Source organism: Streptomyces sp. GL_141 (genome assembly GCF_057834385.1).
Genome location: NZ_CM174402.1, coordinates 2,841,854 through 2,867,081, shown reverse-complemented (window position 1 = coordinate 2,867,081; position 25,228 = coordinate 2,841,854). Strand labels below are relative to the sequence as shown.

The 25,228-nt window shown below is 72.6% G+C and carries 29 protein-coding genes; 17 read left to right on the top strand and 12 right to left on the bottom strand.

Translation table 11 applies throughout. The features are described from left to right. Positions 1-142: 142 nt before the first annotated feature. Positions 143-1,243: a succinyldiaminopimelate transaminase gene (gene dapC / locus AC3IX6_RS12130; RefSeq protein WP_489370127.1), complete on the top strand. Its 1,101-nt coding sequence runs from the start codon at positions 143-145 to the stop codon at positions 1,241-1,243. Between the two features lie 69 nt (positions 1,244-1,312). Here the strand turns inward: dapC and AC3IX6_RS12125 are convergent, their stop codons facing one another. Together AC3IX6_RS12125 and AC3IX6_RS12120 are read right to left on the bottom strand one after the other, a co-directional pair. Next, the gene (locus tag AC3IX6_RS12125) at positions 1,313-1,651 is read right to left on the bottom strand and encodes an ATP-binding protein (protein WP_489370126.1); all 339 of its coding nucleotides are present in this window, start codon (positions 1,649-1,651) and stop codon (positions 1,313-1,315) included. 228 nt (positions 1,652-1,879) lie between these two features. Then, positions 1,880-2,896 (bottom strand): hypothetical protein, encoded by a 1,017-nt coding sequence (locus AC3IX6_RS12120; protein ID WP_489370125.1) that lies wholly within the window; start codon positions 2,894-2,896, stop codon positions 1,880-1,882. A gap of 51 nt (positions 2,897-2,947) precedes the next feature. Here AC3IX6_RS12120 and dapE point away from each other — a divergent pair, with 51 nt between their 5' ends. Both dapE and AC3IX6_RS12110 read left to right on the top strand, forming a co-directional pair. Beyond that, entirely contained in the window at positions 2,948-4,027 is a 1,080-nt protein-coding gene (dapE, locus tag AC3IX6_RS12115) for a succinyl-diaminopimelate desuccinylase (RefSeq protein ID WP_351441536.1), read from the top strand. A gap of 64 nt (positions 4,028-4,091) precedes the next feature. After that, positions 4,092-4,850, top strand: a complete 759-nt coding sequence (locus tag AC3IX6_RS12110; protein ID WP_489370124.1) for an LOG family protein — start codon at positions 4,092-4,094, stop codon at positions 4,848-4,850. A gap of 16 nt (positions 4,851-4,866) precedes the next feature. Here AC3IX6_RS12110 and folP read toward each other — a convergent pair whose 3' ends face one another. Then, positions 4,867-5,727, bottom strand: coding sequence for a dihydropteroate synthase (folP, locus tag AC3IX6_RS12105; protein ID WP_489370123.1), 861 nt, complete (start codon positions 5,725-5,727; stop codon positions 4,867-4,869). Positions 5,728-5,803: 76 nt separating this feature from the next. On the opposite strand from folP, the gene AC3IX6_RS12100 reads away from it, so the two are divergent. Together AC3IX6_RS12100 and AC3IX6_RS12095 are read left to right on the top strand one after the other, a co-directional pair. Further along, on the top strand, positions 5,804-6,163 hold the full coding sequence (locus AC3IX6_RS12100) for a DivIVA domain-containing protein (protein WP_489370122.1): 360 nt from the start codon (positions 5,804-5,806) through the stop codon (positions 6,161-6,163). Then, positions 6,160-6,735 (top strand): DNA-3-methyladenine glycosylase I, encoded by a 576-nt coding sequence (locus tag AC3IX6_RS12095; protein WP_489370121.1) that lies wholly within the window; start codon positions 6,160-6,162, stop codon positions 6,733-6,735. Before AC3IX6_RS12100 ends, AC3IX6_RS12095 begins: the two co-directional genes overlap by 4 nt. Before the next feature lie 323 nt (positions 6,736-7,058). Here the strand turns inward: AC3IX6_RS12095 and chcB are convergent, their stop codons facing one another. Continuing rightward, positions 7,059-7,862, bottom strand: coding sequence for a 2-cyclohexenylcarbonyl CoA isomerase (chcB, locus tag AC3IX6_RS12090; protein ID WP_489370120.1), 804 nt, complete (start codon positions 7,860-7,862; stop codon positions 7,059-7,061). A gap of 331 nt (positions 7,863-8,193) precedes the next feature. Here chcB and AC3IX6_RS12085 point away from each other — a divergent pair, with 331 nt between their 5' ends. Further along, positions 8,194-8,361 (top strand): DUF3117 domain-containing protein, encoded by a 168-nt coding sequence (locus tag AC3IX6_RS12085; RefSeq protein WP_003966491.1) that lies wholly within the window; start codon positions 8,194-8,196, stop codon positions 8,359-8,361. A gap of 139 nt (positions 8,362-8,500) precedes the next feature. Continuing rightward, positions 8,501-9,118, top strand: a complete 618-nt coding sequence (locus AC3IX6_RS12080; RefSeq protein WP_489370119.1) for a hypothetical protein — start codon at positions 8,501-8,503, stop codon at positions 9,116-9,118. Between the two features lie 4 nt (positions 9,119-9,122). Here AC3IX6_RS12080 and AC3IX6_RS12075 read toward each other — a convergent pair whose 3' ends face one another. Next, positions 9,123-9,785 (bottom strand): O-methyltransferase, encoded by a 663-nt coding sequence (locus AC3IX6_RS12075; RefSeq protein ID WP_243335946.1) that lies wholly within the window; start codon positions 9,783-9,785, stop codon positions 9,123-9,125. A 143-nt stretch (positions 9,786-9,928) separates the two neighbouring features. Between AC3IX6_RS12075 and sigE the strand changes: the two genes are divergently transcribed. The 5 genes from sigE to AC3IX6_RS12050 all read left to right on the top strand — a co-directional run bounded on the left by sigE (position 9,929) and on the right by AC3IX6_RS12050 (position 14,471). Next, positions 9,929-10,708 carry an RNA polymerase sigma factor SigE gene (gene sigE, locus AC3IX6_RS12070; RefSeq protein ID WP_489370118.1) on the top strand — a complete coding sequence of 260 codons (780 nt, stop codon included), beginning with the start codon at positions 9,929-9,931 and terminating at the stop codon, positions 10,706-10,708. Next, positions 10,705-11,388, top strand: coding sequence for an anti-sigma factor family protein (locus AC3IX6_RS12065; RefSeq protein WP_489370117.1), 684 nt, complete (start codon positions 10,705-10,707; stop codon positions 11,386-11,388). The genes sigE and AC3IX6_RS12065 overlap by 4 nt, the downstream gene beginning before the upstream one ends. Positions 11,389-11,547: 159 nt before the next feature. Further along, positions 11,548-12,996, top strand: a complete 1,449-nt coding sequence (locus AC3IX6_RS12060; RefSeq protein WP_489370116.1) for a S1C family serine protease — start codon at positions 11,548-11,550, stop codon at positions 12,994-12,996. 118 nt (positions 12,997-13,114) lie between these two features. Further along, positions 13,115-13,564 (top strand): sec-independent translocase, encoded by a 450-nt coding sequence (locus AC3IX6_RS12055; protein WP_489371421.1) that lies wholly within the window; start codon positions 13,115-13,117, stop codon positions 13,562-13,564. A 202-nt stretch (positions 13,565-13,766) separates the two neighbouring features. Beyond that, the gene (locus AC3IX6_RS12050) at positions 13,767-14,471 is read left to right on the top strand and encodes a hypothetical protein (RefSeq protein ID WP_489370115.1); all 705 of its coding nucleotides are present in this window, start codon (positions 13,767-13,769) and stop codon (positions 14,469-14,471) included. 99 nt (positions 14,472-14,570) lie between these two features. On the opposite strand, the gene AC3IX6_RS12045 is transcribed toward AC3IX6_RS12050, so the two are convergent. From AC3IX6_RS12045 to AC3IX6_RS12035, 3 genes are all read right to left on the bottom strand, one after another. Continuing rightward, positions 14,571-15,740, bottom strand: coding sequence for an Mrp/NBP35 family ATP-binding protein (locus tag AC3IX6_RS12045; RefSeq protein ID WP_266904798.1), 1,170 nt, complete (start codon positions 15,738-15,740; stop codon positions 14,571-14,573). A 42-nt stretch (positions 15,741-15,782) separates the two neighbouring features. Next, positions 15,783-16,379 carry a DUF1003 domain-containing protein gene (locus tag AC3IX6_RS12040; RefSeq protein WP_489371420.1) on the bottom strand — a complete coding sequence of 199 codons (597 nt, stop codon included), beginning with the start codon at positions 16,377-16,379 and terminating at the stop codon, positions 15,783-15,785. 91 nt (positions 16,380-16,470) lie between these two features. Beyond that, positions 16,471-17,778 carry a magnesium transporter MgtE N-terminal domain-containing protein gene (locus AC3IX6_RS12035; protein ID WP_266880959.1) on the bottom strand — a complete coding sequence of 436 codons (1,308 nt, stop codon included), beginning with the start codon at positions 17,776-17,778 and terminating at the stop codon, positions 16,471-16,473. 246 nt (positions 17,779-18,024) lie between these two features. Here AC3IX6_RS12035 and AC3IX6_RS12030 point away from each other — a divergent pair, with 246 nt between their 5' ends. Then, entirely contained in the window at positions 18,025-18,819 is a 795-nt protein-coding gene (locus AC3IX6_RS12030; RefSeq protein ID WP_489370114.1) for a hypothetical protein, read from the top strand. Between the two features lie 13 nt (positions 18,820-18,832). Here AC3IX6_RS12030 and AC3IX6_RS12025 read toward each other — a convergent pair whose 3' ends face one another. Then, positions 18,833-19,348, bottom strand: a complete 516-nt coding sequence (locus tag AC3IX6_RS12025; RefSeq protein WP_489370113.1) for a hypothetical protein — start codon at positions 19,346-19,348, stop codon at positions 18,833-18,835. 63 nt (positions 19,349-19,411) lie between these two features. Next, positions 19,412-20,536, bottom strand: a complete 1,125-nt coding sequence (locus AC3IX6_RS12020; protein WP_489370112.1) for a magnesium and cobalt transport protein CorA — start codon at positions 20,534-20,536, stop codon at positions 19,412-19,414. Positions 20,537-20,953: 417 nt separating this feature from the next. On the opposite strand from AC3IX6_RS12020, the gene AC3IX6_RS12015 reads away from it, so the two are divergent. The 4 genes from AC3IX6_RS12015 (at position 20,954) to AC3IX6_RS12000 (ending at position 23,971) form a co-directional block, all read left to right on the top strand. Next, a complete protein-coding gene (locus tag AC3IX6_RS12015) occupies positions 20,954-21,538 on the top strand; it encodes a suppressor of fused domain protein (protein ID WP_489370111.1) in 585 nt (194 codons plus the stop codon). 79 nt (positions 21,539-21,617) lie between these two features. Further along, positions 21,618-22,259, top strand: a complete 642-nt coding sequence (locus AC3IX6_RS12010) for a DUF6758 family protein (protein ID WP_489370110.1) — start codon at positions 21,618-21,620, stop codon at positions 22,257-22,259. A 163-nt stretch (positions 22,260-22,422) separates the two neighbouring features. Beyond that, positions 22,423-23,289, top strand: coding sequence for a PHP domain-containing protein (locus AC3IX6_RS12005; RefSeq protein ID WP_489370109.1), 867 nt, complete (start codon positions 22,423-22,425; stop codon positions 23,287-23,289). 76 nt (positions 23,290-23,365) lie between these two features. Then, positions 23,366-23,971: a MarC family protein gene (locus tag AC3IX6_RS12000; RefSeq protein WP_489370108.1), complete on the top strand. Its 606-nt coding sequence runs from the start codon at positions 23,366-23,368 to the stop codon at positions 23,969-23,971. 74 nt (positions 23,972-24,045) lie between these two features. Here AC3IX6_RS12000 and AC3IX6_RS11995 read toward each other — a convergent pair whose 3' ends face one another. Further along, entirely contained in the window at positions 24,046-24,198 is a 153-nt protein-coding gene (locus AC3IX6_RS11995; protein WP_243335969.1) for a DUF8834 family protein, read from the bottom strand. Between the two features lie 93 nt (positions 24,199-24,291). Next, positions 24,292-25,203 carry an alpha/beta fold hydrolase gene (locus tag AC3IX6_RS11990; RefSeq protein WP_489370107.1) on the bottom strand — a complete coding sequence of 304 codons (912 nt, stop codon included), beginning with the start codon at positions 25,201-25,203 and terminating at the stop codon, positions 24,292-24,294. Positions 25,204-25,228: the final 25 nt, after the last annotated feature.

Genomic DNA, 25,228 nt, shown 5'->3' with positions numbered 1-25,228 from the left:
GTCGGGTAACGCCCCACGCGCGTCCCTCGGTCCCGTACGGCTCACAGCCGCACGGGACCGAGGCCGTTTCGGTGGCGCACCGTCGGCAGTACGACGAACACCTTCTGGAAAGCACGCAACACCCGGAAAGCGAGAGCACACCGTGGCCGCAGTCTCAGCCCGTCTCCCCGTCTTCCCCTGGGACAAGCTGGAGCCGTACAAGGCGACGGCGGCGGCCCACCCGGACGGGATCGTCGACCTCTCCGTCGGCACCCCCGTGGACCCGGTGCCGGAGCTGATCCAGCGCGCCCTGATCGAGGCCGCGGACTCCCCGGGCTATCCCACGGTGTGGGGCACCCCCGCCCTGCGCGACGCGATCACCGGCTGGGTGCGCGGCCGCCTCGGCGCGAGCGCCGCCGGGCACCGCAACGTCCTGCCGGTCGTCGGCTCCAAGGAACTGGTGGCCTGGCTGCCCACCCAGCTGGGCCTGGGCGCCGGAGACCAGATCGCGTACCCCCGGCTGGCCTACCCGACGTACGAGGTCGGTGCGCGGCTGTGCGGCGCAGAGCCGGTGGTCTACGACGACCCCACCACCGATCTCGACCCGGCCCGCGTCAAGCTGCTGTGGCTCAACTCCCCGTCCAACCCCACCGGCAAGGTCCTCCCCAAGGAGGAGCTCGTCCGGATCGTGGCCTGGGCGCGCGAGCACGGGATCCTGATCTTCAGCGACGAGTGCTACCTCGAACTGGGCTGGGAAGCCGAGCCCGTCTCCGTCCTGCACGACGAGGTCTGCGGCGGCTCCTACGAGGGCATCGTCGCCGTCCACTCGCTCTCCAAGCGGTCCAACCTGGCCGGCTACCGGGCGGCCTTCATCGCCGGTGACGCCGAAGTCCTGGGCGAGCTGCTCCAGATCCGCAAGCACGGCGGCATGATGACCCCGGCCCCCGTGCAGGCGGCCACGGTGGCGGCCCTGGGCGACGACGTACACGTCGAGGAGCAGCGGGTGCGCTACGCGGCCCGCCGCGCGGCGCTGCGCACGGCCCTGGAGGCGCACGGCTTCCGGGTCGAGCACAGCGAGGCCAGCCTGTACCTGTGGGTGACCCGGGACGAGCCCTGCTGGGACACCGTCGCCCACCTGGCCGAGCTCGGCGTCCTGGTCGCACCGGGCGACTTCTACGGCGAGGCGGGCGCGCACTTCGTCCGCGTCGCCTTCACGGCCACCGACGAACGCGTCGCGGCGGCGGTCAAGCGGCTGGAGCCGTAGCGGCAGAACAGCCCGAAGGGCCCGGGAGTTCGTGCTCCCGGGCCCTTCGGTGTTCCGTGACGGCTGCGGCTAGCCGAGGCCGGGCAGCCCGGCCGGGAGGCCGCTGGTCGGCAGGCCGCCCGGCAGCCCGCCGCCGGCGAGGGGCAGCCCCGCCAGCAGGCTGCCCGCGGCGCCGGTCACCTCGCCGGCGGGCGCGGGCGCCGGAAGGGTGGAGGCGACGGGCGCGGCCTCGGCGGCGGTGTCGCCCGCGGCGGCGACCGTCGCGTCCGGCGCGGTGAGCGCGCCCAGCTGCGGCACGGACTCCAGGCCCGCGGCGCTGGCCGCGCCGGCCGCACCGACCACGGGCGCTGCCCCGGCTGCGAGGAGCAGCGCGGCACGGGCGATCCGACGGGTCAGGGGGAGGGACATGTTGCTCCTAAGCGGTAGCGGCTGAGTACGCCGTGACAACCGCTCGGAGGGGGGCGCGAGTTGCGGAGCCGGTGGGTAAAGGATCAGTAACGGATCGTTTAATCGGCTACCGGGCCGACCGCTCGGAACACGCGCCGACCTGCGGTTGCGTGCCCGCCGGGACCCCCGTGTCCGCCGTACGGGTCACCCCCGTACGGGGGACGGGTCGTACGCCCGTCCACCGGGAAATCAGCCGCGCACGAAGATCCGTACCTGGCCCGGAGCCGCGGCGCCGGGATCCCCGGCGCCGTTTCCGGCGCCCGCGGCGCCCCGCTCCCGCCACCGGTCGCCGTCCTTGCCCGCCACCCAGGACTTCGCGGTGTACGAGACCCGCGTGATCCCCAGCTCGCGGGAGCTGGCCACCGCCCACTGCGCGAGCACCTGCCCGGTCCGCGCCGCCGGATCCCCGCCGCCGGGCTTCGCCACCAGGGTCACCTCGGACTCGGCGCCGGCCGCCCCGGCGTTGCCTCCCGCCCCGCCGCCCGCGGCCGCGGGCAGCGTGTACAGGGGGTTCTTGCCGAGCAGCCGGGTCAGCTCCGCCCGGACCTTCGCCGGATCGCCGGGCCCCGCGGGCGCGGGCCCCGTACAGGTCAGGTGGCCGGCGCCGGTGAAGGCCGCGGTCAGCACCGTGGCGTCCGGCTCGTGCTTCGCGTAGGCCTGTGGGAAACCGCTGAGCTGCACCTTCTGCGCCGCCACCGTCAGCGGGAGCCGCGAGTACCCCTTGACCTCGGCCAGCCGGTCGTAGAAGATCCCGGCCGAGTACACGGGGTCCATGATCTGGTCCGGCGTGCCCCAGCCCTGCGAGGGCCGCTGCTGGAACAGGCCCAGCGAATCGCGGTCGCCGTGGTCCAGGTTGCGCAGGGCCGACTCCTGCATGGCGGTCGCCAGCGCGATGGTCACGGCCCGGTCGGGCATCCCCTTGGAGACCCCGACGGCGGCTATCGCCGCGGCGTTCGCCGCCTGCTCGGGGGACATCTCGTCGAACTGGCCCGACCCCTTCGTGCCGCTCTTCCCGTCGGCCGAAGCCGTGCAGTAGGGCACGCCGCCGTTGTCGTTCGACGCACGCTGCACGACGAAGTACCCGGCGACCGCCACCAGCACCAGGAAGCCCGCCGCCCAGCGGAGCGGGCGACGGCGGCGGCGAGGGCGGGGGTGATCGGTCTGCGGCACGCCGCCCACCGTACTTGAGCCATATGACGCGTCCATCGGCCGGACGGACAAGGCTTCGCCGCAGCCCGGGGCGTTAGGGTCAGCTCCATGTCCGAATCCGAGCTGGACCTCACCCTGGACGCCGCCGAGCTGACCGCCCGGCTCGTCGACATCCCCTCCGTGAGCGGCGACGAGAAGGTACTCGCCGACCTCGTGGAACACGCCTTGCGCGGCCTGCCGCACCTGACCGTGGACCGCTTCGGCAACAACGTGGTCGCGCGCACCCACCTGGGCCGCGCCGAACGCGTCGTACTCGCCGGGCACCTCGACACCGTGCCGATCGCCGACAACGTGCCCTCCCGCCTCGACGAGAACGACGTCCTGTGGGGATGCGGCACCACCGACATGAAGTCGGGCGTCGCCGTACAGCTGCGCATCGCGGCCACCGTCCCCGAGCCGAACCGGGACCTCACCTTCGTCTTCTACGACCAGGAAGAGGTCGCCGCCGACCTCAACGGCCTCGGCAAGGTCGCCGAAGCCCACCCCGACTGGCTCACCGGCGACTTCGCCGTCCTCCTCGAACCCTCCAACGCCGAGGTCGAGGGCGGCTGCCAGGGCACCCTGCGCGTCCTGCTCCGCACGTCCGGCGAGCGCGCCCACTCCGCGCGCAGCTGGATGGGCTCCAACGCCATCCACGCGGCGAGCCCGATCCTGGCCACGCTGGCGGCCTACGAGCCCCGCAAGCCCGTGATCGACGGCCTGGAGTACCACGAGGGCCTCAACGCGGTCCGCATCGACGGCGGCGTCGCCAACAACGTCATCCCTCACGCGTGCACGGTGACGGTCAACTTCCGCTTCGCCCCCGACCGCAGCACGGACGAGGCCATCGCCCACGTCCGGGAGGTCTTCGCGGACTGCGACATCGACGAGTTCGTGATCGACGACCTCTCCCCGGGCGCCCTCCCCGGCCTCTCCCACCCGGCCGCCGCGGCCTTCATGGAGGCCGTCGGAGGACACGCCATGCCGAAGTTCGGATGGACGGACGTCTCCCGCTTCAGCGCCCTGGGCGTCCCGGCGGTCAACTACGGCCCGGGCGACGCCCTCCTGGCCCACAAGGCCGACGAGCGCGTCGAAACAAAGGCGATCCTCCACTGCGAGGAACGACTCCGCGCCTGGCTGACCTCCTGAATTCCGCTTCTCGTCACCTTTGTGCGCCTAACCTGATCCAACGATCAGCAGGAGGGAGCACATCATGGGCAACCCTGAAGGGTCCGCTCGTCGTCGGCCCGAGGAGCAGCAGCTCGGGCCGGTGCTGAGGAGGCGGGGCCAGGTGCAGGCCGGCAGTACGACGGACCAGCGGCTGCTGGATTCGGCCGGGCCCTCCGAGTGGGTGCACACCGATCCGTGGCGGGTCCTGCGCATCCAGTCGGAGTTCATCGAGGGCTTCGGCACCCTGGCGGAGCTGCCGCCGGCGATCAGCGTGTTCGGCTCCGCCCGGACGCCGGCGGACTCGCCCGAGTACGAGGCGGGCGTGCGGATCGGCGGCGCGCTCGTGGAGGCCGGCTTCGCGGTGATCACCGGCGGCGGCCCGGGCGCGATGGAGGCGGCCAACAAGGGCGCGCGGGAGGCCAACGGCATCTCGGTGGGCCTGGGCATCGAGCTCCCCTTCGAGCAGGGGCTCAACCAGCACGTCGACCTCGGGCTGAACTTCCGCTACTTCTTCGTCCGCAAGACGATGTTCGTGAAGTACAGCCAGGGCTTCGTGGTCCTGCCGGGCGGGCTCGGCACCCTCGACGAGCTGTTCGAGGCCCTGACCCTGGTCCAGACGCAGAAGATCACCCGCTTCCCGATCGTGCTGTTCGGCACGGAGTACTGGAGCGGGCTCATCGACTGGCTGAAGGGCACGGTCATCGCCCAGGGCAAGGCCTCGGAGAAGGACCTCTACCTGTTCCACGTCACCGACGACGTGGACGAGGCGATCGCGCTCGTGACGAAGGAAGTCGGCAGGTAGGAGCCGCCGCGGGCCGTTACGCCAGCCCCCGGCGGGCGACCGCCGGGGGACGGTGGCCCTGGATGGAGCGGACCATGTCGAGGATCTGCTTGGTTTCCGCGACCTCGTGGACGCGGTAGACCTGGGCGCCCAGCCAGGCCGAGACGGCCGTCGTGGCCAGGGTGCCCAGGAGGCGTTCCTTCACGGGCTTGTCGAGGGTCTCGCCGACGAAGTCCTTGTTGGAGAGGGAGACCAGGACCGGCCAGCCCGTCTCCGTCATCTCGGACAGGCGCCGGGTGGCCTCCAGCGAGTGGCGGGTGTTCTTGCCGAAGTCGTGGCCCGGGTCGATCATGATCGACTCGCGGGGTACGCCCAGCGCCGCCGCGCGCTCGGCCAGGCCGACCGTGACGCGGAGGATGTCGGCCATCACGTCCTCGTACGCGGTCCGGTGCGGCCGGGTCCGCGGCTCGACCCCGCCCGCGTGGGTGCAGACGATGCCCGCGCCGTGGCGCGCGGCGACCTCCGCGAGCTTCGGGTCGACGCCGCCCCAGGCGTCGTTGAGCAGATCGGCCCCGGCCTCGCAGACCGCCTCGCCGACCTCGTGCCGCCACGTGTCGACACTGATCACCACGTCGGGGTGGCGGCGGCGCACCTCGGCGACGAAGCCGACCGTGCGCCGGGCCTCCTCCGCCGCGTCCACGTGCTCGCCGGGACCGGCCTTCACCCCGCCGATGTCGATGATCGCGGCGCCCTCGGCCACCGCCTGCTCGACCCGGTCCAGGGCCGGCTCGTCGCGGAAGGTCGCTCCCTGGTCGTAGAAGGAGTCAGGGGTCCGGTTCACGATGGCCATGATCACCGGCTCGTGGTCGTCGAACTCGCGCCTGCCCAGTCGCAGCATCCTGCTCTTTCCTCCTTCGGCGACCCTTGCGCCTCGCCTGCGACCTTAACCTGGTGGCCGGAGTCTCTCAGGGGAGTTGATCGTGTTCGCGTTCTTGCTCATCGCGCTGGTCGTGGTCGTCGCGGGAGTCACCCTCGCGGTGGCCGGCGGGGGGTCCGAGGCCGTGCTGCCGGAGGCCGAGCCCGACCGGCTGTCCGACGCCCTCCCGGAGAACCGTCCCGTCGTACGGGCGGACATCGACGAGCTGCGCCTGCCGGTGGCCCCGCGCGGCTACCGGATGTCCGACGTGGATGACGTACTGGAGCGGCTGGCGGCGGAGCTCGCGGAGCGCGACGCGCGGATCGCCGAGCTGACCGCCGCGGCGGCAGCCGGGGCGGGTGCCGGGTCCGGATCCGCCGACGGGTCCGTGGACCTGACCAAGGCCGCCGAGCAGTGAGCGGAGTGCTCGCCGGCCCCGACGGGGGCCTGCGGTGCCCCTGGGGGCTGGCCACCGAGGACTACATCGCGTACCACGACACGGAGTGGGGCCGTCCGGTCCACGGGGACGACGCGCTGTACGAGCGGCTGTGCCTGGAGGCCTTCCAGTCGGGGCTGTCCTGGCTGACGATCCTGCGCCGGCGCGAGGGGTTCCGGGCGGCCTTCGCGGGCTTCGAGATCGCCGAGGTGGCGGAGTTCGGGGCGGCGGACGTGGAGCGGCTCCTCGCCGACGAGGGCATCATCCGGAACCGGGCCAAGATCGAGGCGACCCTCGCCAACGCGAAGACCCTGGCCGGGTGGGGGGCGGGCGAACTGGACGCCCTGATCTGGTCCCACGCCCCGGCGCCGGGGCGGGCCCCGAAGAGCACCACCGAGATCCCGGCGGTCACCCCGGAGTCCACGGCCCTGGCCAAGGCCCTGAAGAAGGCGGGCATCCGGTTCGTGGGCCCCACGACGGCCTACGCCCTGATGCAGGCCTGCGGCCTCGTCAACGACCACCTGGCACGCTGCATGGCCCGCGACCTGCCCTGACCTGACACGGCCCGGCCCGGCTGGGTGCGGCTGGGTCGGTCCTGCGGGGCGAAGTCCCCTCCCCGCCCTTCCACCGTTCCCCGGGCTCTGCCCGGACCCGGTCCTCAAGCGCCGGACGGGCTGGTTGTGCCGCTGCGCGGCACAACTTCAGCCTCGCCGGCGTTTGAGGCGCGGGGTCTGGGGCGGAGCCCCAGGGGGTCCGGGGCACAGCCCCGGGGAACGGGCGAAGGGCGGGGAGGGGACTTCGCCCCGCGCAGCGGTGCCCGCGTCCGCGCAGCGGTGTCCGTGCTCGCGCAGCGGGGCTCCCTACCGGCCCGGGGGCGTTAGCGGCCCAGGTAGCGCGGAGGCTGCTTCGCGAGGAAGGCCTCCACGGCGATCCCGTGGTCCTCGGAGGACCCCGCACGGGCCTGGAGCACGTCCTCACGGTCCAGCGCCTCGGACAGCGACCGCGAGGCCCCGTACGCGAGGGACTCCTTCAGCGCGGCGTAGGCGACCGTCGGGCCCTCAGCCAGTCGCCGGGCCACGGCCAGCGCCTCGGCCGCCAGCTCCTCCGAGGGGACGACGCGGTTCGCGATGCCGAGTTCCAGGGCTTCCTGGGCCTTCACGGACCGGGGGAAGAGCAGCAGGTCGGAGGCGCGCGAGCCGCCGATCAGGCGGGGCAGCGTCCACGAGACGCCCGAGTCGGCCGTCAGGGCGACCCCCGCGAAGGAGGTGTTGAAGGAGGCGGTGTCCGCGACCACGCGGAAGTCCGCCGCCAGGGCGAACCCGAAGCCCGCGCCCGCCGCCACGCCGTTGACGCCCGCGACCACCGGCTTCGGCATCTCCGTCAGCGCCCGGACGATCGGGTTGTAGTGCTCCGCGACGGTGTTCATGGTCAGCGAGGAACCGTGCTCCCGGTCGGCCGCAAGGAACCCGACGTGCTCCTTGAGGTCCTGGCCCACGCAGAACGCCCGGTTGCCGGCCGCGGTGAGCAGGACCGCCCGTACGGCCGGATCCTCGGCCGCCGCCCGGGCCGCGTCGCGCAGGGCGACCTTGGCCTCGGTGTTCATGGCGTTCATGGCCTCGGGACGGTTGATCGTGATGGTCGCGAGTCCGTCGGTCACTTCGTAGAGCACGCTGTCGGCCATGGCGGGGGTCCCCCTTCGTCGCGGGCTGGCTACCGGCCGGTACCGGCCGGTGCAAAGGTCAGCATGGCGGACCGGACCGGGGTCGCACATGTGATGTGCGTCAAATAAACGGAAGGGCAGACTCGTGGCGCGGCGGCGAAGTATCGCAGGCGTGTCCCCGAAATGAGTGGTTTTGGTCAAGCGCGTTGCACAAGCGTTCCCAGCCGATGTTGGTCATCGGGTCCTGACATGCGGGATAATGGCCTGGAAGCAATGTGTTCGATGCCGGGTACTAGGCGCCTGAATGGGGCCGTCGGCTGACGATGAACTGGTTTCAGGAAGGGGAACGAGCATGGCGGCCATGAAGCCGCGGACGGGCGACGGCCCGCTCGAGGTCACCAAGGAGGGGCGGGGCATCGTCATGCGCGTACCGCTCGAGGGCGGCGGTCGGCTCGTCGTCGAGCTGACTCCGGACGAGGCGGACGCCCTGGGTGACGCCCTGAAGAAGGTCGTCGGCTGATCCCCCAGGGGCGCTGACCGTACTTTCGCTGCATTCTCTGCACTGCCCCGGCCGCGCCAAGCGGTCGGGGCAGTGTTGTGTCCCCGGAACCGGGCCCGCCCCGGACCGAGCCCCAGATCGTGATCGCCGGAGCCGCACCGTGTCCTTCTCCCCGCCCGCTCCGCCCGCCTTCGCCGACTGCACGCCCCGTCAGAAGACGGCCCGGGTCCTCACGGAGGTCCTGGCGCCGGCGAACCTGGTGGTGGCCCAGCTCCTGCTGATCGGCTGGCACAGCACCGGGTCGTGGGCGGGCCTCGGCTGGGGCCTGCTCGGCGCCCTGTTCTGCGGAGTGGTCCCGATCGGCATCATCCTGCTCGGGGTCCGGCGCGGGGCGCTGACCGACCAGCACATCCGGGTACGGCGCCAGCGGGTCGTCCCGATGGGGCTGAGCCTGGTCTCGGTCGTCGCCGGGATCACCCTCCTGCGCGTGCTCGGCGCCCCGGCCGACGTGTTCGCGCTCGTCGTCGCGATGCTCGTCGGCCTCGTCTCGTCGCTGCTGGTGACGGTCGGCTGGCAGATATCCATCCACATGTCGGTGGCCGGCGGCACCGTGATGGTCCTGCTGCTGGTCTTCGGCCCGGTGCTGCTCCCCGCGGTGCTGGTCGCCGCCGGCGTGGGCTGGTCCCGGCTGGTGCTGAAGGCGCACACCACGGCGCAGCTCCTCGCAGGCACCGCACTGGGCGGTACGGCCGCGCTGACCTTCGCACTGCTGCGCTGACGGCTCAGCGCCGGACCGCGCACAGCAGGCCGTCGCCCACCGGGAGCAGGGCGGCCTCCAGGGCCGGGCTCTCGCGGACGCTGCGCAGCAGTTCGCGGACGCGGAGCACCTCCACCGGCTGGGCCGCGGAGTCGACCGTACGGCCGTCCGAGAAGACCCCCTCGAAACAGACGAGGCCGCCGGGGCGGAGCAGGCGCAACGATTCAGCGAGGTAGTCGAGGGACTCGGACGGGTCCCCGTCGCAGAAGACGAGGTCGTATCCGCCGTCGGCCAGCCGGGGCAGTACGTCCAGGGCGCGGCCCGGGATGAAGCGGGCGCGGTTGCCGGCGAAGCCCGCGGCGCGGAAGGCCTGGCGGGCGAAGGCCTGCCGGTCCGCTTCGGGATCCACCGTGGTCAGGACCCCGTCGGCGCGCATTCCGTGCAGGAGGTGGATGCCGGACACGCCGGTTCCCGTGCCGATCTCGGCGACCGCCTTGGCGTCCGCGGTGGCGGCGAGCAGGCGCAGCGCGGCCCCGGTGCCGGGGGAGACGGAACGAAGTCCCGCTTCCCTGGACCGGTCGCGGGCCCATCGCAGAGCGTCGTCTTCGGCGACAAACGCGTCGGCGAACGCCCAGCTCGTCTGCCGGTTGCCGGTAATGACCCTCTCCTGTCCCCATAGTTGGCGCAACGGTGACTGTATCCGCTGGAGTCGGGAACCCGCAGATGGGACCGGGCGTTGAGAGCAGTAGAGACGCAAGAGCGGCCCGGGGCCCGGAGCCCGTGCAAAGTTACTGCAAAAATGCTTATCCAGAGCTGACGGGAGGGGTGGCTATGGTAGGGATTCCGCTGGACACCACCAGAGCCGACAGGGGAGGTGCGGCTGCGCCTGTGGATCGTGGGGGTGTCCTCCGACGCCTCTTCTGGTCGGCCGGTGAGCCGAAAACCGTGACCAACATTGCTGACCGTTTCCGCACCGTAGACACCGCAACCACCGCGACTTTCGCCGCCGATGCGGGCTCCCAGGCGTGGACCCCTCCCTCGTGGGAGGAGATCGTCAGCACGCACAGTGCGCGGGTCTACCGCCTCGCCTACAGGCTGACGGGCAACCAGCACGACGCCGAGGACCTGACGCAGGAAGTCTTCGTCCGCGTCTTCCGCTCGCTGTCCACGTACACGCCCGGCACCTTCGAGGGCTGGCTGCACCGGATCACCACCAACCTCTTCCTCGACATGGTCCGCCGCAAGCAGCGGATCCGCTTCGACGCCCTCGCCGACGACGCCGCCGAGCGGCTGCCGAGCCGCGAGCCGTCCCCGCAGCAGGTGCTGCACGACACCCACTTCGACGCGGACGTGCAGCAGGCGCTGGACACCCTCGCGCCCGAGTTCCGTGCCGCCGTGGTGCTCTGTGACATCGAGGGCCTGTCGTACGAGGAGATCGCCGCGACCCTGGGCGTGAAGCTCGGCACCGTGCGCAGCCGTATCCACCGGGGCCGTTCGCACCTGCGCAAGGCGCTCAAGCACCGGTCTCCCGAGGCCCGTGCGGAGCAGCGCGCCCTGGCCGGCGTGGCAGTGGGCGCCCCCGGCGCCGGGGGAGAGGGCGGAGCGGAGTGAGCGGGATCAGTCCGTCCCCGTCGCCCGCCGAACAGGCGTCCTCCGCGGAGCACCACCTGGGCGACCGGCTCGCCGCCCTCGTGGACGGGGAGTTGAGCCACGACGCCCGCGAGCGGGTACTGGCGCACCTGGCGACGTGTTCCAAGTGCAAGGCCGAGGCCGATGCGCAGCGCCGCCTGAAGACCATGTTCGTGGAGAGCGCGCCCCCTCCGCTGTCGGCCGGGCTGCTGGCACGGTTGCAGGGGCTGCCGGGAAGCGGCCCCGAGGGCCCCTCAGGACCTTCCGGCCCCTTCGGCCCGCCGCCGGGAGCCGACCCCTTCGGCTCCTTCGGCTACGCGCCGCCCGCGGCCGCCGCCGCGCCACAGCAGCAGGGCTTCCGGATACACGAGGTGGGCCGGCAGCGGCGCCGCTTCGCGTTCGTGGCCGCCGGAGCGGTGTCGCTCGCCGCGATCGCGCTGGGCGGTTCGCTGCCGATGGAAGCGGTCGAGCCCAATGCCCGGGGCGAGGCCCCGGCCGCGCGCACGGGACCCGTGGTTCCGGTGGTCGACGCGGTGGTCCGGGAGAACCGGCTGCCGAAGCCGGGCACCGTCCCGACGCTGCGCCCGGTCTCCCCGCTCGCGGTCTCCCCGGTGCCCTCCCGCCCGACGAGCTCCGCACGCCCGGTGTCCCTGTACCGCTGAGCGGTGCGGGGCGGTGGCCCTTCCTGCCCCGGCGGATCGCCCCGGCGCCCCGCCCGTGCGGCCCGCCGGGGCGGGCGGCGCGGGCAACCTGGTTGAATCTCCGCCAGATGCGCCGCCCCGGGCGGCCGGCGGAGACCGACAGGCAGGCGGGGAGCACCCATGTCCGACAGTCAGCAGACCGATCCGGCGGCGGATCCGGTCCCCGCCCCCCTGCCCCGGTGGTGGAGCCGCCCCGCGGAGCCCGGCGGCGCGCACGAGGGATCCGTACCGCCCCCTAGGGCCGCTGCGTACGCGGACCCGCACCCGGATCCGGTGACGGCGCCCGCGCGGGCCCCCGCCCCGGTGCCCCAGTGGTGGAGCCGCCCCGCGGGGCCGGTCGCCGGGCACGAGGGATCCGTACCGCCTCCGCGGACCGCGCCGGAGCCGCTCACGGACCCGGACGCGGGGCCGCGGTACGACCCGTGGGACGTGCGGCCGCTCCAGACGGTGGACCACGGCAAGGCGGGCTCGCACCGCTTCCGGCTGCGCCAGGGCATCGTCCTCGGCCTCGGGGCCGCCCTCCTGGCCGGCGGCATCGGCGGCTACGCCGGCGTGCTCGCCGAGCGGCGGGCCGGTACCCGCCTGGAACTCCCGCAGTCGGCCCCCGCCGACGGCGGCCGGGCTCCCGACAGCGTGGCCGGGATCGCCGCCACCGCGCTGCCCGGCGTGGTCACCCTGCACGTCAACGCCGCGGAGGGCAGTTCGACCGGCACCGGCTTCGTCCTCGACGGGCAGGGCCACATCCTCACCAACAACCACGTGGTCCACGGGGCCCGGACGATAACGGTCACCTTCAGCACCGGCGAGAGCGTCGCCGCCGAGCTGGTCGGCGGCGACACCGGCTACGACCTGGCCGTGGTCAAGGTCGACGGGGTACGGGGCCTGCGGCCGCTCGCGCTCGGCAACTCCGAGAACGTCAAGGTCGGCGACCCGGTGGTGGCCATCGGCGCCCCCTTCGACCTCTCCAACACCGTCACCGCGGGGATCATCAGCGCCACCGGCCGCCCCATCACCGCCGGGGGAGACAAGGGCGACGGCAGCGACGTCAGCTACGTCGACGCACTCCAGACCGACGCCCCCATCAACCCCGGCAACTCCGGCGGGCCGCTCCTCGACGCCAGGGCCCAGGTCATCGGCATCAACAGCGCCATCCGCGGAGGCGACGGCGGGGACAGCTCCGCGCAGCAGCGCGGCAGCATCGGCCTCGGCTTCGCCATCCCGGTGAACCAGGGCAAGCGCGTCGCCGAGGAGCTGATGCGCACCGGCCGCGCCACCCATCCCGTCATCGGCGTCACCCTGGACATGGACTACTCCGGCGACGGGGCCCGGGTGGGGGAGAAGGGCGAGGGCGGGAAGCCCGCCGTGACCGCGGGCGGGCCCGGAGCCCGCGCGGGCATCAGGCCGGGCGACGTGATCACCAAGGTCGACGGGGTACGGGTGCACGGCGGCGACGAGCTGGTGATCAAGATCCGGGCCCACCGGCCGGGCGACCGGCTCGCCCTCACCGTGCTGCGCGAGGGCCGGGAGCGCACGCTGGAAGTGGTCCTCGGGTCGGCGAACGGTTCATGACGGGCGGGTGAAAGCAGAACCGGTCGGGTAATCAGCCGGTCCTGGTGTATTGGCCTGCGGACCCGGCCGGGTACCGTGTGACAGGCCTGACGTGAAGAGAGCCGAGGAGCGGGGCAAGGTGTTCAACGACATAGGCGCACTCGAGCTGGTCACGATCGTGGTGCTCGCGATCCTCATCTTCGGCCCGGACAAGCTGCCCAAGGTCATCCAGGACGTCACGGGCGTCATCCGGAAGATCCGCGCGTTCTCCGACAGCGCGAAGCAGGACATCCGCTCCGAGCTCGGGCCGGAATTCAAGGACTTCGAGTTCGAGGACCTGAACCCGAAGAACTTCATCCGCAAGCAGCTGACGGAGAACGAGGACCTCAAGGAGATCCGGAGCAGCTTCGATCTCCGCAAGGAGCTCAACGACGTCACCGACGCGGTCAACGGCAAGGAGCCGGAAGCGGCCGCGGCCGCCGGCGGCGCCCTCCCCGCCGCCGCGCCGGGCGCCGGACCGGACATGGTCAAGAAGCCCGTGACCCCGGCGCAGGAGCAGCGCACGCGCTACGACGCCGACGCGACCTGACGCCCCCGGGACCACGCTCCGACGCCCCCCGGGACCACGTTCTGATGCCCCCCGGGACCACGTTCTGACGCCACCCGGGACCACGCGCGCGCCTGCCTGCCCGGCGAACCGCGGTCGGATGGCTATCCTCCTTTGAGTCCGGACCCAGGACGCCCGAGGGGGGTGGGCCGTTCCGGATCCCACGGAACGAGAGGCCGCTCAGATGGAGACGACGAGCAGTAGCCGGGTAGGCACGCAGCCCGCCGAGGCACAGACGCCCGCACCCCAGGACCATCCGCAGCCCCCGGACGCGGCCGCCCCGCCCGTCCCTGCCGCCCGCCGGGCGGCCGAAGGGTACCTGCGGGCCGACTTCCCCTGGTACGGGCTGGACGGGGCCTTCACCGGCCCCCGCTGGCTGATGCAGGTCGCCGCGGGCGCCGACGGCAGCGTGGAGCACGGCTCGACCGGTCACGGTGACGAGCCCTCCGCCCGCGGCGAGATCGCCACCGGGGAGAAGGAGCGCTTCGCGGTGGTCGTCACGGTGGCCAGCAACCCGCTGCGCCGCACCGCCGACGGCACCGGCGTCCTGGAGGCCACCTCGGTCTCCTCGGCGGCCTGGCTGGCCGGCTCGGGGCTGCTGGCCTACAGCTGGCCGGGGCAGATGGACCACAGCCTGCGCGACGACTGGCTCGACCAGCAGACCGAGGCCGCGTGGGAGCTCGCGGACGACCTCGCGGGCCCCGACTGGTCGACGTTGTCGCTGCCGGTGGACGGGGAGCCGACGCCGTTCCACTACCGCGAGTCGGAGTTCGGCTGGGTCCTGGCCGGATCGACCGGGAGCGGGGTGCACCTCGGTGCCTTCGGGCGGGGGATGAGCGCGTACGGGATCGGGTTCTCGGTGATCGGGGACCTGGCGGCGTACGAGTAGGACGCAAGAGCGGCGTACGAGTAGGGCGCAAGAGACGAAAGAAGGGACCACCGGTGGAATGCCACCGGTGGTCCCTTCTTCGTGTCGTCGGACGCTACGTCAGAACTTGTTGCGCGGGGTGATGCCCAGCGACATGCCGGCCAGGCCGCGGGCCCGGCCGCCGAGCTTGCCGGCGATGGCGCGCAGGGCCGCACCGGCGGGGGAGTCGGGGTCGGACAGGACGACCGGGGTGCCGTCGTCGCCGCCCTCGCGCAGGCGGACGTCGATCGGGATCGAGCCCAGCACCGGTACCGCCGCGCCGACCGTCTTGGTCAGGCCGTCGGCGACCTTCTGGCCACCGCCGGAGCCGAACACGTCGACCATCTCGTCGCAGTGCGGGCAGGGCAGCCCGGACATGTTCTCGACGACGCCGACGATCTTCTGGTGGGTCTGCACGGCGATCGAGCCGGCCCGCTCCGCGACCTCGGCCGCGGCCTGCTGCGGGGTGGTCACGACGAGGATCTCGGCGTTCGGCACCAGCTGCGCCACGGAGATCGCGATGTCACCGGTGCCCGGCGGCAGGTCGAGCAGCAGGACGTCCAGGTCGCCCCAGTACACGTCGGCGAGGAACTGCTGGAGTGCCCGGTGCAGCATCGGACCGCGCCACACCACGGGCGCGTTGCCCGGGGTGAACATGCCGATGGAGATGACCTTCACGCCGTGCGAGGACGGCGGCATGATCATGTTCTCGACCTGGGTGGGGCGGCCCTCCACACCGAGCATGCGCGGCACGCTGTGGCCGTAGATGTCGGCATCGACGACGCCGACCTTCAGGCCGTCGGCCGCCATCGCCGCCGCGAGGTTCACGGTGACCGAGGACTTGCCGACGCCGCCCTTGCCGGAGGCGACCGCGTAGACGCGGGTCAGCGAGCCGGGCTGGGCGAAGGGGACCTCGCGCTCGGCGGTGCCGCCGCGCAGGGTCGCCGCGAGGTCCTTGCGCTGCTCGTCGCTCATCACGTCCAGCGTGACGGCGACCGAGGTGACGCCGGGGACCCGCTGCACGGCCTCGGTGACCAGGTTGGTGATGGTCTCGCGCATGGGGCAGCCCGACACGGTCAGGAACACGGTGACGGCGACCTCGCCGCCGTCGCCGATCTCCACCGATTTGACCATGCCCAGCTCGGTGATCGGCCGGTGGATCTCGGGGTCGTTCACCGTCGCCAGCGCGTCCAGGATCGCGTCCTGTTCGGGCACGGCAGCGGCGGAGGCGGAGCTTGTGTCGGTAGCCATGCCCCGATGGTACGGCGCGGTGGCGGGCCTCAGGAAAGCCCGCTAGCGGTCGCCTTCGTCACTCTCGGCGGGGAATAGCCGCCGTTCGTCCATCTCCTTGATCAGATCCTGGAACTCGGACCGGATCCAGTCGCGCGTGGCGACCTCCCCCAGACCCATCCGCAGGGCCGCGATCTCGCGGGTCAGGTACTCGGTGTCGGCCAGCGAGCGCTCGTTCTGCTTGCGGTCCTGCTCCAGGTTGACCCGGTCCCGGTCGTCCTGGCGGTTCTGCGCCAGCAGGATCAGCGGGGCCGCGTAGGAGGCCTGGAGCGACAGCATCAGGGTCAGGAAGATGAAGGGGTACTGGTCGAAGCGCACGCTCTCGGGCGCAAAGATGTTCCACAGCACCCAGACGATGATGACGACGGTCATCCAGACGATGAACCGGCCCGTGCCGAGGAACCGCGCGACCCGCTCCGACAGCCGACCGAAGGCCTCCGGGTCGTACTCGGGCAGCAGCCGGCGCCGGGCCGGGCGCGGCAGATCGAGGCGGGTGCGCGAGCGCGACAGCGCGCTCGCCCCCGTCGACTGGCCGGCCTTCGCCCGCTCGCCGCGCTCGAAAGAGGAACGTTCCGCCCGCTCCGCGGCCGCCTCCGCCAACCCGTACTCGCGGGCCTGCGCGCGCGCCTGCTCGCGCCGTTCCCGGATCTGCTCCCTGCGCCGCTCGCGCGGCTGCTCGCCGCGCCCCCGCTCAGTCCCCACGGAGGGCCCCTTCCGCACGCTCGGAATCCTCGGGACCCCCGGGGCCCTCCGAATGGAAGTCCGTCTCCCGCCAGTCGTCCGGGAGCAGGTGGTCCAGTACGTCGTCGACGGTGACCGCGCCCAGCAGCGAGCCGCTCTCGTCGACGACCGGGACCGCGACCATGTTGTACGCGGCCAGGTAGCTGGTCACCACCGGCAGCGAGGAGTCCGGCCGCAGCGGCGCCAGGCCGGTGTCCACGATCGAGCTGACCAGGGTGAACGGCGGATCGCGCAGCAGCCGCTGGAAGTGCACCGTGCCCAGGTACTTGCCCGTCGGCGTCTCGTCCGGCGGCCGGCACACGTACACCTGGGCCGCCAGCGCCGGCGACAGGTCCGACTGCCGTACGCGGGCCAGCGCGTCGGCGACCGTCGCGTCGGGCCGCAGCACGATCGGCTCCGTGGTCATCAGACCGCCCGCGGTGTTCTCCTCGTACGACAGCAGGCGCCGCACGTCGGCGGCGTCGTCCGGCCGCATCAGCGTCAGCAGCCGTTCCTTGTCGTCCTCCGGCAGCTCGGAGAGCAGGTCGGCCGCGTCGTCCGGGTCCATCGCCTCCAGGACGTCGGCCGCGCGCTCCTCCTTCAGCTTCCCGAGGATCTCCACCTGCTCGTCCTCGGGCAGCTCCTCCATGACGTCCGCGAGCCGGTCGTCATCGAGGGCGCTCGCCACTTCGGCGCGCCGCTTCGGCGTCAGGTGGTGCAGCACGTTCGCCACGTCCGCGGGGCGCATCTGCTCGAAGGTGGCGACCAGGTTCTCGGCGCCCTGCCCGTGCTCCTCCAGCGAGAAGCCCGTCACCGCCGACCACTCCACGGTCAGGGTCTCGCCGCGCCGCCGCAGCGCGCCCGACTTGCCCTTCCGTACGAAGATCCGGTCGATCTCCCAGTCGCGCCGGGCCGGCAGCTGCTGGATGGCCACGTCCAGGACGGTGACCTCCTCGTCGTCCGCGACCAGGCGCACCCGCCGGTCCAGCAGTTCGCCGAGGATCAGCCGCTCGGTGGGGCGCTGCTCGAAGCGCCGCATGTTGACCACGCCCGTGGTGATCACCTGGCCGGACTCCACGCCCGTCACCCGGGTCATGGGCAGGAAGATCCGGCGCCGGCTGACGACCTCGACCACCAGACCGAGCAGCCGGGGCGGCCGGCCGCCCACGCGGAGCATCGCGACGAGGTCGCGTACCCGGCCCACCTGGTCGCCGTTGGGGTCGAAGACGGGCACACCCGACAGATGCGAGACGAAGATCCGTGGGGCGCCTGCCGCCATCCGAGCGCCTCCTACGAGCTGCGTCATCCGTCGATCACCGGTACTGCCGTCCCTCAGGTTAGCCCGTACCGCACACAACCTCCTGGTGGGGCCGTCCGGCCGGGCACCGCCCCCGCCTCGGTACGGCGCCCCCGCGACCTCCGCACGTGCGTCCCCACGAGCTGCGCGCGGGCGCCGCGCGGGGGCCCGCGTACGGGCGGGTACGCTGCCAGCTGCTCGCCGACGCAACGAGAGGGGCCCCTGCCCGTGACCGCCTATTTCCCCGCCCCGCGGCTGCGCCGGGCCGCCTTCGTCAGTGCCCTGTGCGCGGGCCTGGCCGTCGTCGGCACGGGGTGCGGAGCGGATCCCGACGAGGGGACGAACGGGGTCGGGAAGCTGTCCGCCGACCAGATCGAGGACAAGGCGAAGACGGCCGTCACCGGGGCCCAGTCGGTCCACCTCTCCGGCACGCTCGTCAGCGGCGGCAAGTCCTTCACCCTGGACATGCGGCTCGGCGCGGACGGCGGCTCCGGCGAGGTGAAGTCCCAGGACGACACCACCTTCCAGCTGCTGCGGGTCGGGGAGCAGCTCTACCTCAAGGCGGGCGCCGCCTTCTGGGGCCAGTCCGAAGCGGCCGGCAAGCTCGGCGACAAGTTCGTCAAGGTGCCCGAGGGCGACCCCTCCTACAAGCAGTTCCGCGGCTTCACCGACATGCAGGTCATGCTCGACGGGCTGCTCGGGCTCGACGGGAAGCTCACCAAGGGCGAGGACTACACCAAGGTCGGGCCCACCCGGGCCGTCCAGGTCTCGGCGGACAAGGGCAAGGGCGGCAAGCTCTCGGTCTCCCTGGAGGGCACGCCCTACCCGCTCCTCATGGAACGCGCGGGCGGCGCCGGCCGGGTGACCCTCGCGGAATGGGGCAAGCCGGTCGAGCTCACCGCGCCCGCGCCGGACCAGACGGTGGACTACGGCTCCGAACTGCCCACCACCAAGGACCAGGAGGGCGGCTCCGGCCAGGGATCCGGCCAGGGTTCCGGCCAGGGCGCCAACCCGCAGGGCTAGGCGCCCCCTCGCTCTAGCGGGCCGCCTTCTTCTTCCGCTTCAGCAGCAGCTTCGGCAGCCCGGCCGGGATCGGCCGGCGGGTCGTCGCCGGGGAGCCCAGCGGAGCCGCCGCCAGCGAACCCCCGGGAAGGGCGTCCCGGACCGACTCCGGCTCCAGGCGCAGCAGCCGGCACTCCCGCGCCCAGCGTTCGGTCATCTCGGCGGAGTCGGGCGCGTTGAGCCGCTTGCCCTTCAGCTCGGCCACCGCGGCCTCCCACGGCTCGCTGCCGGGCACGAGCTCGCGTACGGTCGCCGTCCACGCGACGAGCCGGCCGCCCTTGTCCTTGCTGCGCACGGTCACCTCGGCCGCCGCCCCGTCCGCGAGCCCCGGGAACGGCTGCTCCCCGGGCCCGTCGCCGAGCACGTGCGCCGCGCCGTCCACCCAGGCGTGCCACAGGCCGCGGTCCGCCCCGGAGCCGCGGACCCAGATGAGGCCGGACTTCTTGGTGGCCTCCTCGACGAGGGCCAGATCGAGCGCGCTGAGAGTCATGCGCACAGGGTAGCCAGCGCCCCCCGCGCCCTCACAGCCAGTGCGCCCGCCGCCGGTGCGCGCTCACAGCCAGCCGTGGCGGCGCAGGGCCCGGTGGATGGTGAAACAGGTTCCGGCGATGGCGGCCATCACCATCGGATAGCCGTAGCGCCACTGGAGCTCCGGCATGTGCTCGAAGTTCATCCCGTACACGCCGCAGATCATCGTGGGCACGGCGATGATCGCCGCCCAGGAGGTGATCTTGCGCATGTCCTCGTTCTGCGCGACGGTCGCCTGCGCCAGGTTGGCCTGGAGGATGGAGTTCAGCAGTTCGTCGAAGCCGACGACCTGCTCGTGCACGCGGGCCAGGTGGTCGGCGACGTCGCGGAAGTACTTCTGGATGTCGGGCTCCACCAGCCGCATCGGGCGCTCGCTGAGCAGCTCCATGGGACGCAGCAGCGGGGAGACAGCCCGCTTGAACTCCAGCACCTCGCGCTTGAGCTGGTAGATGCGGCCCGCGTCACCGCCGCGCGCGCTGCCCTTGGCGGGGGCGGCGAAGACCTCGCTCTCCACCTCGTCGATGTCGTCCTGGACGGCCGCGGCGACGGCGATGTACCCGTCGACCACGTGGTCGGCGAGGGAGTGCAGGACGGCGGACGGGCCCTTGGCGAGGAGGGCCGGGTCGTCCTGGAGGCGGTGACGCAGGCCCTTGAGGGAGCCGTGGCCGCCGTGCCGGACGGTGATGACGAAGTCGGGGCCGGTGAAGCACATCACCTCGCCGGTCTCCACCACCTCGCTGGTGGCGGTGAGTTCGGCGTGCTCCACGTAGTGGATCGTCTTGAAGACGGTGAAGAGGGTGTCGTCGTAGCGCTCCAGCTTCGGCCGCTGGTGCGCGTGCACCGCGTCCTCCACCGCGAGCGGGTGCAGCCCGAACACGGCGGCGATCCCGGCGAACTCGGCCTCCGTCGGCTCGTGCAGGCCGATCCACGCGAATCCGCCGTCCTCGCGGACCTCGCGGAGCGCCTCACGGGGCGTCAGACAGGAAGCCCCCTGCGGACGCACGTCGCGCCGCCCGTCGCGGTAGACGGCGCAGTCGACCACCGCGCTGTTCGCGGACGGGTCGCGGGTGGTGTCGTAGCCGGGCTGAGCCGGCGTGGACCTGCGCAGTGCGGGGCGGACGGCGGCACGGAGGTAGGGCAGCATCGACATGGCAGGCTCCTTCGCGCGCACGGCTGCGGACCGTACGGGTGGGAGGTCCTTCCGGACGGCACGCTCACCCGGTCGGCAGTCCGGGCGGGCAGGCGGAAGGATCAGGACGGGAGGACACAGTTCTTCCGTCGCTCTTCGACCGATCCGACGTGTCGATTCAAAGACGCGCGGATCAAAGGGGGCGCGGCGCGCCCGTCGGCGAAGTGGAAGAGCGAGAGGTACCGCACGTACTGTGCGATCGACTTCGATGCACCGCAGCCCCACCTCCTCCGGCCGGTCCCCCGTGAGGGACGTCCTGTCGCCGGGGCACTGAAACTTCTCTTCTGAGAGCGTCCCCGACCAGCGGTCAACGATATCAGCCGACGGATGGTCAAGAGCCGCTCTTTACCCGGCTGATACGAGTTCTATGCTCGCTCCATGGCAGAAATTCTGGCCCTTGTGGAAGCCCGGCTGCGCGCCGCCCTCGGCGAACCCGATGCCCGCGCCGCCGTCACCTTCCTGGGCACCGACCGTTTCGAGATCCTCCGCTTCACCGAGGGCGACCTCGTGCGGTACGCGACCCTCGGCATGTCCGCCCAGCCCATGACCGACCCGACGGCGGTGGTCTCCGACCCGGTCCGCGGCCCGCGCGCGGAGCTCGTGCTGACCGTACGGGGCGGGCTCGCGCCCACCGACAAGCTGCTGCGGCCGCTGGCCGTACTGGCGGCGTCACCCCAGGTGGAGGGACTCGTCGTGACGCCCGGCGCCTCGCTGGACGTGGGCGAACCCCTGTGGGACGGGGCCCCGTTCACCTCCGTGCTCGTCGCGGAGCCCGGCGGACTGGTGGAAGACCTCGTCCTGGACGACCCGATGGACCCCGTCTCCTTCTTCCCGCTCCTGCCGATGACGGCGAACGAGGCGGCGTGGAAACGGGTCCACGGAGCGGCCGCCCTGCAGGAACGCTGGCTCGCGCGCGGCACGGATCTGCGGGACCCTCTGCGTACGGCAGTCCCACTGGACTGAGCATCCGGCCGCCGCCCGGCCGCCCGGACGGGTGAGCGCGTCTTGACGGGGCGCGCGGCGGGGAGGAGCGTGGCTGTTTATGAGGGGCGAACCGAGTTGCCCGAAGTGTGGTGGCCGGGTCAGGGCGCCCGGTCTTTTCGCCGACTCCTGGCAGTGCGCGGTGCACGGCACCGTCCATCCCCTGCAGCCCGTGATCCCGCCGAGCGTCGAAGGCCTGGGCGTGGTGGTGAACCGGGCACAGGTACCGGTCTGGATGCCCTGGCCGCTGCCCGTCGGCTGGCTGTTCACCGGGATCGCCTCCGCCGGTGACGACCGCAGCGGCGGCCGGGCCACGGCGGTGGCCTGCTCGGGGCCCGGCCCGCTCGGCGGCATCGGCGAGCTGCTGCTGATCGCCGAGGAGCTGGGCGTCGGCCTCGGCGCGCGCTTCGCCGGCCTCGACGCCCCCGACCCGGGCCGCTACATGAACGTCTCCGCCCCGCCGCACACCAAGGTGGTCGCCGCCGGGCGCCCGACCCCGCTCTGGCACGTCACCGGCGTCCCGGAGGACCGGGCCGTCTTCGCCGGCGAGGCGCGCGGGCTGTGGCTGTGGGCGATCGTCTGGCCGGAGCAGTCGGGCCTGCTGATGTACGACGAGCTGGTCCTGACCGACCTGCGCGACGCGGGATCCGAGGTCGAGCTGCTGCCCTGCGGAGCCCTGAGCCCCCGGATTTTGTCCTCTTGACGCCGGACTCCGTCCGGCGGCCTCCGGCGCGGGCGGTCCGGCGGTCCCCGGGCGGGCCGCCCTACGGCCCCCGCCGGGGCCGGTCCGGCGGGTCCCGAACCGGGAAAAGCGGACGGTATCCTGGAGTGTCCCCCGTCCGCGTGTGAACCCTGGAGATTCGGCTGTGCGCATCGATCTGCACGCCCACTCCACGGCCTCGGACGGTACGGACACCCCCGCCGAGCTGGTGCGCAATGCCGCCGGTGCGGGGCTCGACGTGGTGGCGCTGACCGACCACGACACCGTCGCCGGATACCGCGAGGCCATCGCCGCGCTGCCCCCGGGGCTGACCCTGGTGACCGGCGCGGAGCTGAGCTGCCGGCTCGACGGCATCGGCATGCACATGCTGGCGTACCTCTTCGATCCCGAGGAGCCCGAGCTCTTCCGCGAGCGGGAGCTCGTGCGCGACGACCGCACCCCGCGCGCGCAGGCCATGATCGGCAAGCTGCAGGGCCTCGGGGTGGACATCACCTGGGAGCAGGTGGCCGGGATCGCCGGTGACGGCTCCGTGGGCCGCCCGCACATCGCCGCCGCGCTCGTCGAGCTGGGCGTCGTGCGCACCGTGTCGGACGCGTTCACCGCGGACTGGCTCGCCGACGGGGGCCGCGCGTACGCCGAGAAGCACGAGCTCGACCCCTTCGATGCGATCCGCCTGGTCAAGGCGGCCGGCGGGGTCACCGTCTTCGCCCACCCCGCCGCCGTCAAGCGCGGCACCTGCGTGCCCGAGAGCGCGATAGCGGCCCTCGCGTCGGCCGGCCTCGACGGCATCGAGGTCGACCACATGGACCACGACGACGCCACCCGCGCGCGCCTGCGCGGCCTGGCCGCCGATCTGGGCCTGCTGACCACCGGGTCCAGCGATTACCACGGCAGCCGCAAGACCTGCCGCCTCGGGGAGTACACGACCGACCCCGAGATCTACGGCGAGATCACCCGCCGTGCCACCGGGGCGTTCCCGGTCCCCGGCGCCGGTGGACGCGTACGCGGCTGACCTCCGCCGCCGCCCCCTGCCCCTTTGCTTCGTTTCCCCCTTTTCTCGTGACACCCCTCTCCTGCAAGGCATCACTGTGCTCGATTTCGCCGTCTTCGGATCCCTCTTTCTCACGCTTTTTGTGATTATGGACCCCCCGGGGATCACGCCCATCTTCCTGGCGCTGACCTCCGGCCGCCCCGCCAAGGTGCAGCGCCGCATGGCCTGGCAGGCCGTCTGCGTCGCCTTCGGCGTCATCGCCGTCTTCGGCCTCTGCGGCCAGCAGATCCTCGACTACCTGCACGTCTCCGTGCCGGCCCTGATGATCGCGGGCGGGCTGCTGCTCCTGCTCATCGCGCTCGACCTGCTCACCGGCAAGACCGACGAGCCGAAGCAGACCAAGGACGTGAACGTCGCGCTCGTCCCGCTCGGGATGCCGCTGCTCGCCGGGCCCGGCGCGATCGTCTCGGTGATCCTGGCGGTGCAGAAGGCCGACGGGTTCACCGGACAGTTCTCGGTGTGGGCCGCGATCGTCGCGATGCACGTCGTGCTGTGGGTGGTGATGCGCTACTCGCTCGTGATCATCCGCGTGATCAAGGACGGCGGCGTGGTCCTCGTGACGCGCCTGGCGGGCATGATGCTGTCCGCGATCGCCGTCCAGCAGATCATCAACGGCGTGCTCCAGGTGATCGAGAGCTCGTAGCGCCGACCGCCGCGCATGCGAACGCCCCCGCACCGGGACCGGTGCGGGGGCGTTCGTCGAATAGGTGGACGCGGTCAGTTGGACACGGTCTCAGCCGGTCGGATCAGGATGCGCTGGCCGACGGCCGCGGCCTGCTGCACGATCCGGTTGACGGAGGCCGCGTCCACGACGGTGCTGTCCACGGCAGATCCGTCGACGTCGTCCAGGCGCAGAATCTCGAAGCGCATGGGGCTTCTCCCTTCGTCAGTGTTTCTCCTTGTACAGGGTTAACGAAGTGTAAGCCGCAAACATTCCCTACGCTAAGGAAATTTTTTCCTTGTCTAACTACTAACAGGTACCGGAGACGTCAGAGACCCCTCGGGGGACTCCTCGGAAGCCCTCCAGAACGCCGCCAGCGCCGCCGCCGTGGCCGCCGGATCCTCCGCGTTCGGCGAGTGTTCCGTCCCCGGTAGCACCACCCGCGCCGCGCCCAGCCGGCGCGCCATCCCGTCCATCTCCGACACCGGCCACACCGGGTCCGACTCCCCGGACAGCACCAGCTTCGCCAGCCCGGGCGCCGCGGCGGCGAGCTCGTCGATCCGGTCCGGCTCCTCGATCAGCGCCCGGCCGGTGACCATCAGCTGCTCGGGGACGGTCCCGAGCCAGCGTGCGCGCAGGAAGGCCGCCAGGGCGGGGTCCTCGGGGGGCGCGTCGCGCGGATCCATGGCGCGCATGGCCGCCCAGATGCCCGGCATGTCGTCGCCCATCGCCTCCAGCGCCGAAACCAGGAGCTTCGTACGGCCCTGCTGGTCCGCGCAGACCGCGCCCGGGCCGCTGCTCAGCAGCGTGAGGCTGGCGTACGGAGCCGGATCGCGGACCACGGCCGCCCGGACGATCAGCCCGCCCAGCGAATGCCCCAGCAGGTGCACCGGACCGGCCGCGCCCAGGGCCGCGGTCTGCGCGAGGACGTCCCGCGCCAGTTCCGCCAGGGCGTACGGGGCCTGCGTGCGCGGCCCGCCGCTCTCGTGCTGGCCGCGGCCGTCGACGGCGACCACCCGGTACCCGGCGTCGGCCAGCGGCCCGAGGAGGCCGATGAAGTCCTCCTTGCTGCCCGTGTAGCCGGGCACCAGCAGGGCGGTACCGCGGGCCGGCCCGGCGGGCACGGCCTCGTGCGCGGCGAACTCGCCGCGGGCCGTGGCCAGGCGGTACGCACGGGCCGTGGGCGGGAGCGTCAGGGTCGGAGGCTTGCTCATGGCCCGAGGTTACCGGCCCGTACGC

Bases quoted from the DNA above. Each gene is read 5' to 3' on its own strand.
- AC3IX6_RS12085 (WP_003966491.1), top strand. From the start codon at position 8,194: ATGGCGGCCATGAAGCCGCGGACGGGCGACGGCCCGCTCGAGGTCACC.
- AC3IX6_RS12125 (WP_489370126.1), bottom strand. From the start codon at position 1,651: ATGTCCCTCCCCCTGACCCGTCGGATCGCCCGTGCCGCGCTGCTCCTC.
- AC3IX6_RS11990 (WP_489370107.1), bottom strand. From the start codon at position 25,203: ATGAGCAAGCCTCCGACCCTGACGCTCCCGCCCACGGCCCGTGCGTAC.
- folP (WP_489370123.1), bottom strand. From the start codon at position 5,727: ATGCTGCGACTGGGCAGGCGCGAGTTCGACGACCACGAGCCGGTGATC.
- dapE (WP_351441536.1), top strand. From the start codon at position 2,948: ATGTCCGAATCCGAGCTGGACCTCACCCTGGACGCCGCCGAGCTGACC.
- AC3IX6_RS12035 (WP_266880959.1), bottom strand. From the start codon at position 17,778: ATGGCGGCAGGCGCCCCACGGATCTTCGTCTCGCATCTGTCGGGTGTG.
- AC3IX6_RS12120 (WP_489370125.1), bottom strand. From the start codon at position 2,896: ATGGACGCGTCATATGGCTCAAGTACGGTGGGCGGCGTGCCGCAGACC.
- AC3IX6_RS12050 (WP_489370115.1), top strand. From the start codon at position 13,767: ATGGAGACGACGAGCAGTAGCCGGGTAGGCACGCAGCCCGCCGAGGCA.
- AC3IX6_RS12025 (WP_489370113.1), bottom strand. From the start codon at position 19,348: ATGACTCTCAGCGCGCTCGATCTGGCCCTCGTCGAGGAGGCCACCAAG.
- AC3IX6_RS12045 (WP_266904798.1), bottom strand. From the start codon at position 15,740: ATGGCTACCGACACAAGCTCCGCCTCCGCCGCTGCCGTGCCCGAACAG.
- sigE (WP_489370118.1), top strand. From the start codon at position 9,929: ATGGTAGGGATTCCGCTGGACACCACCAGAGCCGACAGGGGAGGTGCG.
- AC3IX6_RS11995 (WP_243335969.1), bottom strand. From the start codon at position 24,198: ATGCGCTTCGAGATTCTGCGCCTGGACGACGTCGACGGATCTGCCGTG.
- AC3IX6_RS12015 (WP_489370111.1), top strand. From the start codon at position 20,954: ATGGCAGAAATTCTGGCCCTTGTGGAAGCCCGGCTGCGCGCCGCCCTC.
- AC3IX6_RS12020 (WP_489370112.1), bottom strand. From the start codon at position 20,536: ATGTCGATGCTGCCCTACCTCCGTGCCGCCGTCCGCCCCGCACTGCGC.
- AC3IX6_RS12010 (WP_489370110.1), top strand. From the start codon at position 21,618: ATGAGGGGCGAACCGAGTTGCCCGAAGTGTGGTGGCCGGGTCAGGGCG.
- AC3IX6_RS12060 (WP_489370116.1), top strand. From the start codon at position 11,548: ATGTCCGACAGTCAGCAGACCGATCCGGCGGCGGATCCGGTCCCCGCC.
- chcB (WP_489370120.1), bottom strand. From the start codon at position 7,862: ATGGCCGACAGCGTGCTCTACGAAGTGACCGACGGACTCGCGACCATC.
- AC3IX6_RS12110 (WP_489370124.1), top strand. From the start codon at position 4,092: ATGGGCAACCCTGAAGGGTCCGCTCGTCGTCGGCCCGAGGAGCAGCAG.